13 protein-coding genes are annotated in these 15,182 nt (G+C 47.7%); 5 read left to right on the top strand and 8 right to left on the bottom strand.

Annotated features, from left to right (window positions below; all coding sequences use genetic code 11):
• Positions 1 to 16: 16 nt before the first annotated feature.
• Genes LZP69_RS04025 through yceD form a run of 4 tightly spaced genes read right to left on the bottom strand, consistent with a single transcriptional unit; the run spans position 17 to position 2,742 of the window.
• Positions 17 to 976, bottom strand: coding sequence for a beta-ketoacyl-ACP synthase III (locus LZP69_RS04025; RefSeq protein WP_234198888.1), 960 nt, complete (start codon positions 974 to 976; stop codon positions 17 to 19).
• A gap of 9 nt (positions 977 to 985) precedes the next feature.
• Positions 986 to 2,014 (bottom strand): phosphate acyltransferase PlsX, encoded by a 1,029-nt coding sequence (gene plsX / locus LZP69_RS04020; protein WP_234198887.1) that lies wholly within the window; start codon positions 2,012 to 2,014, stop codon positions 986 to 988.
• A 15-nt stretch (positions 2,015 to 2,029) separates the two neighbouring features.
• Complete coding sequence (gene rpmF, locus LZP69_RS04015) at positions 2,030 to 2,200, bottom strand: 50S ribosomal protein L32 (protein ID WP_234198886.1); 171 nt, start codon at positions 2,198 to 2,200, stop codon at positions 2,030 to 2,032.
• 17 nt (positions 2,201 to 2,217) lie between these two features.
• Positions 2,218 to 2,742, bottom strand: a complete 525-nt coding sequence (gene yceD / locus LZP69_RS04010) for a 23S rRNA accumulation protein YceD (RefSeq protein ID WP_234198885.1) — start codon at positions 2,740 to 2,742, stop codon at positions 2,218 to 2,220.
• 264 nt (positions 2,743 to 3,006) lie between these two features.
• Here yceD and LZP69_RS04005 point away from each other — a divergent pair, with 264 nt between their 5' ends.
• Positions 3,007 to 3,594, top strand: coding sequence for a Maf family protein (locus tag LZP69_RS04005; protein ID WP_234198884.1), 588 nt, complete (start codon positions 3,007 to 3,009; stop codon positions 3,592 to 3,594).
• A 116-nt stretch (positions 3,595 to 3,710) separates the two neighbouring features.
• Here the strand turns inward: LZP69_RS04005 and LZP69_RS04000 are convergent, their stop codons facing one another.
• Together LZP69_RS04000 and rluC are read right to left on the bottom strand one after the other, a co-directional pair.
• Positions 3,711 to 4,367, bottom strand: coding sequence for an HAD-IA family hydrolase (locus LZP69_RS04000; protein WP_234198883.1), 657 nt, complete (start codon positions 4,365 to 4,367; stop codon positions 3,711 to 3,713).
• Positions 4,364 to 5,323: a 23S rRNA pseudouridine(955/2504/2580) synthase RluC gene (rluC, locus tag LZP69_RS03995; protein WP_234198882.1), complete on the bottom strand. Its 960-nt coding sequence runs from the start codon at positions 5,321 to 5,323 to the stop codon at positions 4,364 to 4,366. The genes LZP69_RS04000 and rluC overlap by 4 nt, the downstream gene beginning before the upstream one ends.
• Positions 5,324 to 5,920: 597 nt before the next feature.
• Between rluC and rne the strand changes: the two genes are divergently transcribed.
• Both rne and LZP69_RS03985 read left to right on the top strand, forming a co-directional pair.
• Positions 5,921 to 9,382, top strand: a complete 3,462-nt coding sequence (rne, locus tag LZP69_RS03990; RefSeq protein WP_234198881.1) for a ribonuclease E — start codon at positions 5,921 to 5,923, stop codon at positions 9,380 to 9,382.
• Between the two features lie 143 nt (positions 9,383 to 9,525).
• On the top strand, positions 9,526 to 11,082 hold the full coding sequence (locus LZP69_RS03985) for a SulP family inorganic anion transporter (protein WP_234198880.1): 1,557 nt from the start codon (positions 9,526 to 9,528) through the stop codon (positions 11,080 to 11,082).
• 97 nt (positions 11,083 to 11,179) lie between these two features.
• Here the strand turns inward: LZP69_RS03985 and LZP69_RS03980 are convergent, their stop codons facing one another.
• The gene (locus tag LZP69_RS03980; protein ID WP_234198879.1) at positions 11,180 to 12,109 is read right to left on the bottom strand and encodes a bifunctional methionine sulfoxide reductase B/A protein; all 930 of its coding nucleotides are present in this window, start codon (positions 12,107 to 12,109) and stop codon (positions 11,180 to 11,182) included.
• A gap of 293 nt (positions 12,110 to 12,402) precedes the next feature.
• Between LZP69_RS03980 and LZP69_RS03975 the strand changes: the two genes are divergently transcribed.
• Together LZP69_RS03975 and ylqF are read left to right on the top strand one after the other, a co-directional pair.
• Positions 12,403 to 13,272, top strand: coding sequence for an isopenicillin N synthase family dioxygenase (locus LZP69_RS03975; RefSeq protein WP_234198878.1), 870 nt, complete (start codon positions 12,403 to 12,405; stop codon positions 13,270 to 13,272).
• A gap of 104 nt (positions 13,273 to 13,376) precedes the next feature.
• Positions 13,377 to 14,318, top strand: a complete 942-nt coding sequence (gene ylqF, locus LZP69_RS03970) for a ribosome biogenesis GTPase YlqF (RefSeq protein ID WP_234198877.1) — start codon at positions 13,377 to 13,379, stop codon at positions 14,316 to 14,318.
• Between the two features lie 148 nt (positions 14,319 to 14,466).
• Here ylqF and LZP69_RS03965 read toward each other — a convergent pair whose 3' ends face one another.
• Positions 14,467 to 14,946, bottom strand: a complete 480-nt coding sequence (locus LZP69_RS03965) for a low molecular weight protein-tyrosine-phosphatase (RefSeq protein ID WP_234198876.1) — start codon at positions 14,944 to 14,946, stop codon at positions 14,467 to 14,469.
• Positions 14,947 to 15,182 lie beyond the last annotated feature (236 nt).

Genomic DNA, 15,182 nt, shown 5'->3' with positions numbered 1-15,182 from the left:
ATCAAACTATTATAGCTTAAAAACGAACTAATGCACTGCCCCAAGCAAAACCGGCACCAAAAGCTTCTAACAATAATAGCTGACCACGTTGAATGCGCCCATCACGGACCGCCTCATCTAAGGCGATCGGCACAGAAGCGGCCGACGTGTTACCGTGTTTGGCCAAAGTGAGAACGACTTTATCTAAGCTCATATCCAGCTTTTTCGCCGTGGCCTTAATGATACGGAAGTTAGCTTGATGGGGGACTAACCAGTCGATTTCCGATTTATCTATCTGGTTGAGTCGCAGTGTTTCAGTGACGACATGTGACAGTTGTGTCACAGCCACTTTAAAGACATCGTTACCTTTCATCGTCATAAAGCCATTGGCGTCTGACGATTCTCCAGTACGAGAGGGAAGAAGGCATTTAAGCAGATCGCCCTGGCGGCCATCGGCATAAATATGGGTCGATAAAATACCAGGGGTATCGGATGCACCAATCACAGCAGCGCCCGCACCATCACCGAACAGGATAATGGTTGAACGATCCTCTGGATGACAAAGACGTGAGAGCACATCGGCACCTATGACCAGCACTTTTTTCATCGCCCCGGTTTTAACAAATTGATCCGCAACTGACAGTGCATAAACGAATCCTGAGCAAGCCGCTGCCACGTCGAAGGCTGGGATGGTATGCACCCCTAATAATGCTTGGATTTCACAGGCCGCTGCAGGAAATGCATTATCGGCACTGGTCGTGCCGCAGACAATCATGTCCAATTCACTGGCTTTAATGCCCGCCATTTCAAGTGCTTTTAAAGCAGCTTGATGCCCCATGGTGGTAACAGATTCATCACTGGCTGCTATTCTGCGCTCTGAAATACCGGTTCGTTCAACAATCCACTGGTCACTGGTTTCCACCATCTTTTCCAGATCCTGATTGCTACGAACTTGCGCTGGCACATAACTGCCCGTTCCGAGAATTTTTGTATGCATAAGGAAATATCAGTTATTTATATCTAAAAGAATCGACTCAAGACGTTCTTCAATCATCTTAGGGAGTCGACGTTGTGCTTCGGTCACAGCCAAGCTAATTGCTTGCAAATAGGCGGCTTCGTCAGCACTTCCATGACTTTTCACTACAATTCCGCGCAATCCTATCAGACTTGCCCCATTATAGTGGTCGGGGTTCATCTGATTTAACACGTTATTGATTTGCGGCGCGATTAATTTAGCCATTAACCGTACAAAAAAGCCTTGTGTTAATCCTTTCTTTAACTGATGCACGAGGAGTCTTGCGATCCCCTCAGAGGTTTTTAACGTGATATTACCAACGAAACCGTCACAGACGATAACATCGACTTCACCAGAGTAAATATTATCGCCTTCTATAAATCCAGTGTAGTTAAGCCGTGGACATAGTTGCAATAATTGCGAGGCCTGCTGAACCTGATCGTTACCTTTTATCTCTTCAATCCCCACGTTGAGTAAGGCCACCTTTGGGGAAGCATTCTTATCAACCGCCTCACACAATACTGAGCCCATAACGGCAAACTGAAACAAGGTTTCTGAACAGCAGGAAACATTGGCTCCGAGATCGAGCAGGTAAACAGGTTTGTCATTTATCGATGGTAAGCAGCTGACTAATGCCGGTCTGTCTATACCAGGCAATGTTTTAAGCAGAACTTTGGCGATAGCCATCAAGGCGCCCGTATTACCAGCGCTGACACAGGCATGTGCACGATTATCCCTCACAAGCTCAATGGCCTGATGCATGGAACTCTGCTTGCTGTTACGCAGGGCGTGAACCGGTCTGTCGGTCATCTTCACGACTTGCGTCGTATGCTGAACTTCAATCCGAGATAAAAGCTTGCTGTCACACTGAGACAATAACGGCTCTATCTGAGCGTTATCACCAATTAAAATGACATTTAAGAAGGGATATAAGCGAAGTGCCTGCAGAGTTGCAGGCACTGTGACTCGGGGGCCAATATCGCCCCCCATCGCATCTAACGCAAGCGTCAGATCAGTCATAAGCTTATCAACAAATTACTTGTTGATAACCTTTTGACCACGGTAGTAACCGTCTGCAGTCACATTGTGACGACGGTGTAGTTCACCGCTAGTAGCGTCTACAGATAATTGAGCTGTGCCCAATGAATCGTGTGAACGACGCATACCACGCTTTGAACGAGATTTTTTATTCTGTTGTACAGCCATTTGACCTGTCTCCTAGATTACTTGCTCTTCAGTTTTTCTAACACTGCAAACGGATTTGGACGCTCCTCTTGAGCGGGCTCAATCTCGCCTACGACTATATCCTGATCCCCTTCATCACAACTTTCGTCGTCATGCATAGGTATCAAAGGCATAGCGATTATCAATTCATCTTCAATCAATTGATGCAGACGAACCTCACCTATCTCATTGCACTCAATAGGGTCATACGCATCCGGGAGCTCATCGATTTCTGCCTCAGACCCGCAAGGGCTAAAACAAAAGTCGACCGTAACCTCAGTGGTATAAAGCGTCATGCAACGTTGACAAATCAGAGTGAGCTCCGTCACAGCCTTCCCTTTCAGGTAGACTATCCCCTGTATATCTACGCCACATTCAAGCGACACTGCCACATCGGAACAGTCGCCGGCACTTAACTCATTTAATCGTTTTAACTGCACACCAGGAATGAAGCCATCAAAAGAAAGCTTACTCGCTGCTGCACGGTTTGGATCAATTGAAACCGGTATCTTTACTGTTTGCATAAGGCGCGCATATTATAGTTTGAATTACTCGGAGTCAAAGGAAAATTTGTTACCTGATAGCGATCAAGATAGCAATTCCTAAAAAACTCACGAATTACTCCAAAATTAATGGAAGCGGAATTTTACCCAAGGGCCGATATAGACTCAAGCCCCCGCCGATTAAAATAGCCGCATTTACCGCTTAATTTTAGTCTAATTCCTTAGAAAACTGATACCATCTGCTCCTATGCTGGCGCCCTTTATCATAGATTTTGAGGTTTTAAGATGACCCCACCGCTGTTTCTTGCATCCACATCCCCCTATCGTAGACAGTTAATGGAAAAACTTGCTCTGCCTTTTGACACCTGCGCTGTCGATACCGATGAGACGCCGCTTGCCTTTGAAACCGCCCAGAAGATGGTGATGCGCCTTGCAGTCAATAAAGCCAAGGCTGGTGCCAAGGGCAAATCATCCGGCATCATCATAGGCTCAGATCAAGCGGCGCTGCTCGATACGCAAATCCTAGGTAAACCCTTGACGGTGGAAAACGCCATTAAACAGCTCAGCAGCTTTTCGGGGCGCAAGATCACCTTCTATACCGCTCTGGCACTGTACAATCTGGATACCGATGAGATAAGTGTGCAATGCGAGCCTTTTAGTGTTCACTTTAAAACACTCAGTGAGCAGCAGATACGCTACTACGTGAATCAGGAGCAGCCGCTCTATTGTGCTGGCAGTTTTAAGTGCGAAGGCTTAGGCATAGCCCTCTTTACTAAGATGGAGGGGCGGGATCCTAACGCATTAATAGGTTTACCACTTATTCTATTAACCGAAATGCTACTGGAGTTTGGGGTGGATGTACTCAATCCATAAGCGGCAAGAAAGGCAAGAAAGGCAAGAAAGGCAAGAAAAATGGAACAAGAACAGCAGGCACGCCATTACGCCTGCCTGCTTTTTCGAACTCCAGTCGTAAAGCTGCTATCTCAGGCTCAGGCTTGACCTAATATCACAGGCAACATAGCCAGCGGTGAAGCCACTACGGCAATGGGACTTGCCTGCTGCAAGACCACCTCGCTGTGGGCACCATAACTGACACCTATGGCATCGATACCGGCATTCTTCGCCATATTAAGATCATGAATAGAATCCCCTACCATCATAGCCTTGTCAGGGGATACATTGAGCTGTGCAAGTAATTCATGCAGCATCTGTGGGTCAGGTTTACTCTTGGCTTCATCGGCGCAGCGACTGGCATGGAAATGGCCGATAAATCCTGTCTCATTCAAGACACGATTCAAGCCCGCACGGGCCTTGCCTGTGGCAACCGCCAATTGATGACCAGATGCTTTTAATGTCAGCAGCAACTCCTCTGCCCCTTCAAACAGGGGACTCGGCGTCTTGTTCAGCTGTAAGTATTGTTCACGATACACAGAGATCATTTTCAAGCGCGTCTGGCTGCAAGCTGAGGGATGTAACACATTCAAGGCTTCATCCATAGACAAGCCGATAATGTCACGCACCGCGGCTTCACTCGGTACTAACAGACTCAGCTCTTTCGCCGTCTGCTGCATACAGGCAACGATTTTGCCTATGGAATCCATCAGGGTGCCATCCCAATCGAAAATGACTAACTCATATCGTTTCATGCTTTTTCCAACTGCTTTAATAACTGTTCTAGTTCTTTATCCAAAGGCGCTTTCACCTGCATCACCTCTTCTGTCACCGGATGAATAAACCTCAGCTGGGCAGCATGCAAAAACAGACGGTTCAAGCCTAATGCCCGCATGCTGTCATCAAACTTTTGCTCACTGTATTTTTCATCACAGGCGATAGGATGACCTGCATATTGGCAATGTACCCTGATCTGATGGGTTCTGCCGGTAACCGGACTGGCCTGCACCAATGTCGCGCCTTTATAACGCTGCTTAATCGCAAAACGGGTTTCAGAAGCTTTACCTTCCTTATTGACCCTAACGATGCGTTCGCCCGATTTAAGGGTGAGTTTCAACAGCGGCGCATTGACCACCTTGTCATGACTCTGCCACTCACCCCGTACTAAAGCCAAATAATCTTTTTGCATCTTCTTATAACGCAGCTGGTCGTGAAGATGTTTAAGCGCACTGCGTTTCTTGGCGATCAGCAAGACACCCGATGTATCTTTATCCAGCCTGTGTACCAGTTCGAGAAACTTCTGCTGTGGACGCAGCGCCCGCATCGCTTCAATCACGCCAAAGTCGACCCCACTGCCACCATGCACGGCAATGGCAGCCGGCTTATTGAGGACGATAATAGCTTTATCTTCAAAAAGGATGCGATCTTCCAGTTGCGACACCTTAGTCAACTTGGCACTCGGTCCTGGCTTTTCATCGCTGTTTGACACTCTCACCGGGGGGATTCGCACCAGATCACCCTCTTGCAATTTGTACTCAGGTTTAATGCGTTTCTTATTCACCCGCACCTCGCCTTTACGCACAATGCGATAGATCATGCTCTTGGGCACACCTTTTAATTTAGTGACCAAAAAATTATCGATGCGTTGGTCGACATTGTCTTCATCAATAGTGACCAATTCGACTTTATTTAAAGATTGTGAGTTATTCATGCTAAGCCTTGTATCGTTCAAGCCGCTTATTGTACACAAGTCAGATCTTTTATGCCTTTCCATTTGCTGATTTTCTGGATTGTTGCTATATTTGCCTCGCTTATGGGGATAAAGATTGGATAAAGTGTTCATAATCCCCCCTATGCATGCGCGAAGAGCGGAGACTAAAAAACATTTCCACTGAGTAGCAAACCATTGATTTGCAAGTCGTTGCACCACAAAGAACCGATAAAACGAGTTTAAACGACCAAACACAGTGCTAATGCCACATTTTCATGTGGTTTCTCTAAGAATAGCGCCCCAAATTCGAAGTTTAATTTTAGCTTGTCGTCAGACGAACACTATATCGATTTTGGCATTACCGGAAAGTACATTAGAATTTATGGGGTTGGTTGACGTTTAACAACGAATTCCTTGTTTTTCGAAACATTTAAAAATGAGCCATAAATAGGTAGCGACACGCAGCGATTGCGTCTTACAGATCTGCGCACCTTTAGCCTGGACCCAAGCCGTGAGGTTTTCGGACACCAAACCAGGCCCGTAATGCATCGAATATGTGTGGTTTGATGACCCTATTTTAAGAAGAAATACGTCATCATGAAACGGATGTTAATTAATGCAACTCAATCAGAAGAGTTGCGCGTTGCCCTTGTAGATGGGCAACAGCTATATGATCTCGACATTGAAAGTCCAGGTCATGAGCAGAAAAAAGCCAATATTTACAAGGGTAAAATTACCCGCGTAGAACCCTCTCTCGAAGCTGCCTTCGTCGATTATGGCGCCGAACGTCACGGCTTCCTTCCTCTAAAAGAAATTGCCCGCGAATACTTCCCTAAAGGTTACTCTTTCCAGGGTCGCCCAAGCATTAAAGAGGTGATCAAAGAGGGTCAAGAAGTTATCGTACAAATCGATAAAGAGGAACGCGGCAACAAAGGCGCGGCCTTAACAACCTTTATCAGTCTCGCCGGTTCCTATCTGGTCTTGATGCCAAACAACCCTCGTGCAGGCGGGATCTCACGCCGTATCGAAGGGGATGAGCGCACCGAATTAAAAGAAGCCTTATCTGAGCTTGAAGTGCCACAAGGCATGGGCTTAATCGTACGCACCGCAGGTGTTGGCAAAGATGCAGCCGAACTCAAGTGGGACTTAAAAGTTCTGCAACATCATTGGGCTGCGATTGAAGAAGCCTCACAAAGTCGTCCAGCGCCTTTCCTTATCCATCAGGAAAGTAACGTTATTGTACGTGCAATTCGTGACTACCTGCGCCGCGATGTAGGCGAAGTGCTTATCGACCATCCACGTATTTATGAGCAAGCCAAGCAACACGTTGCCCTGGTGCGCCCTGACTTTGTCGATCGTATCAAACGTTACGAAGCTGAAGTACCACTCTTTACCCATTATCAGATTGAAACTCAGATTGAATCGGCCTTCCAGCGTGAAGTTCGCCTGCCTTCTGGCGGTTCAATCGTTATCGATCCGACCGAGGCACTGACCTCAATCGATATCAACTCTGCCCGTGCCACTAAAGGCGGTGATATTGAAGAAACCGCACTGAACACCAACTTGGAAGCGGCCGACGAAATCGCACGTCAACTGCGTCTGCGTGACTTAGGTGGCCTAGTGGTGATCGACTTTATCGATATGACACCAGTAAGACACCAGCGTGAAGTGGAAAACAGAATGCGTGATGCCGTACATCACGACCGCGCCCGCGTCCAGTTAGGCCGTATCTCGCGTTTTGGTCTGATGGAGATGTCTCGTCAACGTCTGCGCCCTTCTCTAGAAGAATCGGCCGCGCACATCTGTCCGCGCTGTCATGGCCAAGGCACCATTCGTGGCACTGAATCTTTAGCCTTATCCATCTTACGCCTGATGGAAGAGGAAGCGATTAAAGAAAATACCTCGCAAATTGAGGCCGTAGTGCCTGTGGATGTTGCCGCCTTCTTGCTAAACGAGAAGCGTAAAGCGATTCGCATTACCGAGCAGCGCCATGATGTTGAAGTCTATGTGATCCCCGATCCTAATATGACGACACCGGATTACCGCGTGACCCGTCATCGCAAGGATGAGCAGATCACAGAAGCCAGCTACAAGCTGCTTGAGAAACCAGAGAGCAAGCTTTATGAGCCCCGTAAGCTTGAGCGTGCAGCCTCGCCCGAGCCGGCATTAAAGGGCTTTGCCGCGCCGGTACAATCCGCACCTCAACCTCAGGCGACAAAACCCAAAGCTACCGAGAAGAAAGAAGCTGAGCCAGGCCTTATCTCTAAACTCCTTGGTGCTATCGCTAAACTCTTTAGCTCTGACAGCAAAGAAAGCGAGAAGAAAGAAACCAAAGAACAACCTCGCCGCAGTAGCCAAAACCGTGGTAAGGGTCGTCGCAACAACACTCGCCGCACTGACAATCGCCGTAACCGTGATGAGAGTGAGACTAGCGAAAACGAGAACAACAAGCGCAGCCGTAACAGCAAGTCTGGCAGCACTGACTCTCGTCCAGCGAAAGGTCGCAACGACAAACGTGTAAAACGTGAAGACGCTAAGTCACAGACTGAGACAAAAGTAAGCGAAGAATCTCAAGAGCAGCAACCTAAACAGGAAGCGGCAAGAGAACGTCGTCAGCGTCGTAACATGCGCCGCAAGGTGCGCGTCACGACTGAGCAACAAACTGATGAAACTGCACTTGAGCAGACAGCAGCGCCAGATGTGATCACTCAGGATGCTGATCTGCAACTAGATACAGCGAAAAAAGATGCCGCTAAGAGTGAAGCCAAGTCTGATGCGAAATCTGAGGCTAAGTCTGAGACTAAACCTGAAACTAAATCCGAGACTAAGTCTGATGAGAAGGCGCCGCGCGCTAAACGTCAGCCTCGTAAGGCCAAGCCTAAACAGGATAAAGAGCAGGATAAAGCTGAAACTACTGAGCCAAAAGCCAGCAAGGAAGCGGAAGCTGATGACAAGGTACGCTCCGAATCTACTCAGGCCGAATCAAGCCAGACCAGTTCAAGCCAGGCTGAGCCAGAAAATACTGCAGAGGTGAAAGCGCAAGCAGCCAAAGTCGCGGACTCAAAGGCTAATACCGATGAACTTACTGGCAATTCAGAGGAAGCTCAGGTAGCCGATACTGACAAAGACAGCGATGCTGAAACCAAGCGTGAAAGCCGTGATGGACAGCGCCGTAGTCGTCGTAGCCCACGTCATCTTCGCGCCGCAGGCCAACGTCGCCGCCGTGATGAGGACTCAAGCCAAGAAGGTCAAGAACCGGCATTTATTCCAAATGAGGTTGAGACTGCACCTTTCCTGGATGTCGAGGCGCTTTCGGCAACTGAGACTGAAGTGGCTCCAACACAAGAGTCTGCAAAGGCCGCCTCTGCACAACAATCAGAGCAGCAAACTGAGCCACAGTCTGAGCAAGAGACTGATTCACCAGCAGAAGTTAAAAGTGAACCAGTAGCAGAAGTGACTGAGCCTCTCGCCGCTAAAGAATCTGCGACCCAAGAGGTTGTGGAACCAGCCACTACTGAATCGGCTTCCCCAGCTGAAGAAGTAAATGCTAACGAAGCGGCTGTAGAAGCTACTGCCTCTGAAGAAGCTGTCTCTGAACAAGCTGCCTCTGAACAAGCTGTGCAGGAAGTCGCTGTAGCGGCTCAAGAAACTGAGACACTTGAAGACGCTAAAACACAGGCTGATGTTAAAGAGCAGCCAGTTGCTGATGAGGCAAAAAACAGTGCTCCTAGATCAGAGCCTAAGGCTGAAAAAGCTGCAGCAAGCAGCACAACTGCCTCGGCACCTATGGCTAAACCTGCGGCAGTTGCAGCTCCAAGCGCTGCGGTACCGGCAAAAGCTAAGGTCGAAGTAACCGAAAAACCTGCTGAAGCGAAACCGGCGGCGAAAGCGGTAAGTCGTTTTGGGACTATGGTAACCTCTACCATGACCAAACCACAGGTTGAATCTAAGCCGACTGTTGATATCCCATCGGGACGTCAATATGAAGCAAGCGAGAAAGAAGCGAAGCAACCTGCGACTAAACCCAACAGCGCAGCCTCAGATATGGCGCGTCCATAACTGTCAGCGAATCAGGCGTCTTTTACAAAAGACGCCTACCCAAGCCATGCTATCTGCATGGCTTTTTTTTATGTCATTACAAGTGCAACTTTGTTAGTATCCGCCCGTTAAATTTGAACTTACAAAATAATAACAGAGGTTAAATGTTCGATCTTATCCGTCATAAAACCAGCAGCCACAAAGCGGATTTACTCTCCGGTCTTACTGTTGCCCTGGCCCTGATCCCCGAAGCTGTCGCCTTTGCATTCGTTGCAGGTGTCGAGCCTATGGTTGGCCTTTATGCCGCCTTTATCATGGGGCTGGTTACCGCCTTGATCGGTGGACGCCCAGGCATGATCTCTGGTGCAACCGGCGCCATGGCAGTCGTCATGGTGGCACTTGTCGCAGAGCATGGCATTCAATACCTTTTTGCTGCCGTCGTATTAGCGGGCCTCATTCAAGTCAGCTGCGGCCTATTTAAACTGGGCAAGTTTATCCGTATCGTGCCCTATCCTGTCATGATAGGCTTCGTTAACGGTCTGGCCATAGTGATCTTCCTTGCTCAACTTGGCCAATTTAAGGTACCTGACAGCAATGGGGTATTAGCTTGGTTGCCACAAGATCAGCTGATCCTCATGCTGGGGCTGGTTGCCCTGACCATGGCTATCATCCACTTTTTACCTAAAATCACCACCGCCTTCCCCTCCTCACTCGCGGCGATTTTAACTGTTACCTTTATCGTGGTGTTCTTTAATCTCGACACCCGCAATGTACTGGATTTCTTAAAATCCATGAGCGGCGATGATAATGCAACTATCGCAGGTAGCCTGCCAATTTTTGCTATCCCCTCTGTGCCATTCAGTCTAGAGACCCTGTATATCATACTGCCATACTCATTTATCCTCGCGGCTGTAGGCTTGATTGAGTCTCTGCTGACCCTTACAGTGATTGATGAAATGACCAACACCCGTGGACGCGGTAACAAAGAGTGTGTTGGTCAGGGTCTAGGCAATATCACCAGCGGTTTCTTCGGCGCCATGGGTGGCTGTGCCATGATAGGCCAATCGATGATCAATATTAACTCTGGTGGTCGTGGTCGTTTATCTGGGATCACAGCGGCTGTTGCCCTGCTGGCCTTTATCCTGTTTGGCTCATCCCTGATAGAGATGATCCCACTCGCTGCCCTAGTAGGTGTGATGTTTATGGTCGTGCTGGGCACCTTTGAATGGGCCAGCTTTAAGGTGATGCGTAAAGTGCCTAAGCACGATGCCTTTGTCATCATCTTGGTTACTGTTGTGACTGTCTTTACCGATTTAGCCTTCGCGGTATTCGTGGGTGTGATTGTCTCTGCACTTGTGTTTGCTTGGGAGCATGCCAAACATATCAATGTTCAGGTAAGCGAAGATACCAATGGCTGGAAAGTCTATAAACTTAACGGCCCGCTGTTTTTTGGCTCAACCGCCGAGTTTCTCGAGCTGTTCCACACCCAAGATGATCCCGACGATGTCATTGTCGACTTTCAAAACTCCCGGGTTTGCGATCACTCTGCACTCGATGCCATAGATACCTTAGCTGAACGCTATGTCAATGCCGGAAAACGTTTGCACCTGCGCCACTTAAGCCACGACTGTAAACAGCTATTACATAAGGCTGGCGATCTTGTCGAGGTGAATCTGATTGAAGATCCCCACTATAAGGTGGCCGATGACAAGCTCGACTAAATAAGACTAACCGAGTTAGCTAACCCAGTAACTATTTCAGTAAAAACAACAAAGGCGCTATCTGCGCCTTTGCTGTTTCTGATTCACCGTATCTGATTCACCGCTTCAGTTTATCAACAAACACCGCCCTGAATTTGTCGACCTTTGGCTTTACGACAATTTGGCAGTAAGGCTGCTGAGAATTATGGGCATAGTAGTCGTTATGATAGCTCTCGGCAGGATAGAAATCTTCAAATGCCGTCAGTTGAGTAACAACGGGGTTATCATACAGTTTATGTTGCTCCAGCTCGGCTAACATCTCAGTGACGCAGCGGATCTGGGCATCATCATGGGCGAAGATCACCGAGCGGTACTGTGGCCCGACATCATTGCCCTGACGGTTTAAGGTCGTCGGATCGTGACTCTGAAAAAAGATCAACAGCAACTCACGGAAGCTGATTTGCTGAGGGTCAAACTCAAGCTGTACCACCTCTGCATGACCCGTGTTTCCGCTGCACACAGCCTTGTAATTTGCCTCCTGCGCCTCACCGCCTGCATATCCGGATTGTACCGAAAGCACGCCTTTAACCTGAGTAAATATAGCTTCTAAACACCAGAAACAGCCGCCGCCGAATGTTGCCTTGTCGGTTTTTGCTTTCGTCTGCGCCTGCTCGCTAATGGGCATGTCATCCTTCTGCAGCGATTTAAACAAGAGAGAAACCGAGTTTACACAGTGCCTGAGGTTTTTCTCCGTTAAATATTCTCCCTCAAACACATGGCCAAGGTGGGCATCGCACTGCGAGCAGACTATCTCTACTCGCCGCCCATCGGCATCGGGCAAACGCTTCACCGCCCCTTGGATCTCATCATCGAAAGCGGGCCAGCCGCAGTGGGCGTTAAATTTATCTTCTGAGCGATATAAAGGTGCATCACAACGTTTACAATGATAGATGCCCCTCGCCTCATGCCGATAATATTCACCGCTGAAAGGAGGCTCTGTGCCCTTATCCTCGATCACATACTGCTCAAATTCAGTTAATTTACGCATTATTTGTACTCACTCAACTAGCTCAACAAGCCCAAGCAGACACACATCTTTTTATCCATATTCATAAGCGTATCAGATAAAGCCCAAGGGATTAACTCAACTATTAGCGACACTCATTTTAAGCGCGACTGTTTTGACTCAACAATTTAAAAACCAAGGCAAAAACCAACAAAGCAAAACCAGATAACTTAGCTAATAAACAATAATTTAAGTGATTAAAGTCACACTTCTTTGCTGTTGCACCCTATGAGGGTTACACTGCCGCAAAAGGGGTCAATAAGGTCAGAAAAACTATGCCATTAGAAGCTATGCCATTAAAAGCTGAACAATTAGAAACAATTGATTACCGCGCGCCCGACAGTGCACAACAATTTGTCAATTCCTTACGCAACACAGGTTTCGGTGTATTAACAAACCATCCGATTAAGCAAAGTTTAGTTGAGACCATTTACGCCCAGTGGCAGACGTTTTTCGATAGCGATGCCAAGCAGGCTTATCTGTTTAGCACAGAAACCCATGATGGTTTCTTCCCCGCTGATGTCTCTGAAACAGCGAAAGGAAATAACGTTAAGGATATTAAAGAGTTCTATCATGTTTATCCCTGGGGACGCATTCCTGATGAACTAAGGGAAAATATCCTCAACTATTATGATCAGGCCAATGCTCTGGCGGCAGAGTTACTCAGCTGGGTTGAAGCATATACCCCAGCCGATATTGCGGCTAACTATTCAATGGCCCTACCTAAGATGATAGAGGAGAGCCAGAGAACACTGCTACGGATCTTACATTATCCACCACTATCTGGTGCTGAAGAGCTTGGAGCCATTCGAGCCGCCGCCCATGAAGATATTAACCTTCTGACTCTGCTGCCGGCAGCCAATGAACCCGGTCTGCAAGTGAAGAGTAAACAAGGTAAATGGCTTGATGTTCCCAGTGACTTTGGCAATATCATCATCAATACCGGTGATATGCTGCAGGAGGCCTCAGGTGGATACTTCCCATCAACCACCCACAGAGTGATCAACCCAGAAGGTGCTGATAAGAGCCGCTCGCGCATCTCTTTACCTCTGTTTCTGCACCCTAAGCCTGAGGTTGTTCTCTCGGAGCGTTACACCGCCGAAAGTTATCTGATGGAAAGACTGCGAGAACTTGGTCTAATATAAAACCAGATAGAGATAAGGCGCCGATTGGCGCTTTATATTTGTGATTTTTAGTGCGTTTCAAGGTAAAATCCCCCGCAACTTAAGTTTCAGAGCAGAGTAAAACAATGGCTATTCAGTGGTATCCCGGTCACATGCACAAGGCACGCAAAGAGATTGAAGAGGTAATGCCTCAAATCGATCTCGTGATTGAGGTACTCGATGCCAGGATCCCTTTCAGCAGCGAAAACCCTATGGTCAAGACACTGCGTGGCGATAGACCCTGTATCAAATTGCTCAATAAATCTGACTTAGCCGATCCTGTAACCACACAGCTGTGGATAGATTATCTTGAGCAGGAGCAAGGGGTGAAAGCCATGGCGATCACAACCCTGCAAGCCGCTCAGGTGAAGAAGATCCCCGACCTTTGCCGTAAGCTGGTCCCCAGCCGTGATACTACAGAGAAAGATATCCGCACCATGATTATGGGGATCCCAAATGTAGGGAAATCTACCATCATCAATATCTTAGCAGGCAGAGTGATAGCCAAGACAGGTAATGAGCCCGCAGTCACCAAGCGTCAGCAGCGGATCAATCTAAAGAACGGTATCGTATTATCCGATACTCCAGGTATCTTATGGCCGAAAGTAGACAATGAAGCCAGCAGCTACCGTCTGGCCGTCACGGGCGCTATCAAAGATACTGCAATGGAATATGAAGATGTGGCTATGTTCGCCGCTGAATATTTCTTACAGGCCTACCCAGATGCCATAGCGGAACGTTATAAACTCAAAGAGTTGCCTAAAGAGGATATAGGTTTGCTGGAAGCCATCGGTCGTAAACGCGGCGCTCTGAGACCGGGGGGACGCATCGATCTTCACAAGGCATCTGAGCTGTTACTTCACGAATTTCGCTCCGGTAAAATTGGTCTCTTATCCTTAGAAACGCCTGAAATGGCAGAAGCTGAGAAAGCGGAAGTTGCCCGAATACTCGCCGAGAAAGCAGCCTTAAAACAGCAGAAACTGGAAGCTGAAAAGCTAAAACGCTCAGGTGTGCGGCACAACGACTGATCATAAAAACCATCTCTAAGCATGGGCGACAATAGCCTGTAATTAATGCCAATTATTAGCTGTTAATGGCGGTTAATGATAGTTAAAGACGATTAATAACAGCGTCGCCTATTTTTCACTGCCTCCGCATTGACTAACAGACTAATCCCTAGAGTTCGCCCGAGCCATATTGGATATTATCCAATAAGCGGTCACAACTCTGCTCCAGTAAATCCAGCACTAACTCAAACCCTTTATCGCCACCATAATAGGGATCGGGCACTTCTGTGTGATCACTCTTGGCAAAAGATAACATCAAGGCCAGTTTATGCCTGTGCTCTACAGGACAACGCTGCATCAAGTCACGCATATTATGATTATCTGCCGCCAAAATCAGATCGAAATGGGCGAAATCATAATCACTAACACCTCTGGCACGAATGCTGGAAAAATCATATCCGCGCCGCTCTCCTGCCGCCCTCGCCCGGCGATCGCTTTGCTCGCCCTGGTGGTAATCGATAGTGCCGGCCGAGTCCACTTCGATGGCAACCCCTCTGCGGGCCGCCTTAGCCTTGAAGATAGCCTCCGCCGTTGGCGAACGACAGATATTACCCATACAGACAAACAAAACAGAATTGATACGCTTCATAACATCACCCAAACTATCAATGGCATATTATTCAATAAGCTTATAATTAAAAAGCCTTTAGCAACAAGTCTCGTCGACTGACGATAATATTTTTAAGTTATTAAACAATAAGTTAACTAAAAATATAAGCTAATTCAAAACAGCATAAGTCTACAGAGAGCAAGGGTAGCAAAGACCTTTTAAAGAGGCATTTTAAAGGAGTAATTTTAAAACAGGGGGCTTAAAGAAATGAGCTT

Origin of the sequence: Shewanella sp. AS1, from assembly GCF_021412565.1 — a bacterium.
GTDB lineage: Bacteria > Pseudomonadota > Gammaproteobacteria > Enterobacterales > Shewanellaceae > Shewanella.
Note: the sequence above shows the minus strand (reverse complement) of the source record. Positions and strands in the feature narration are given on the sequence as shown.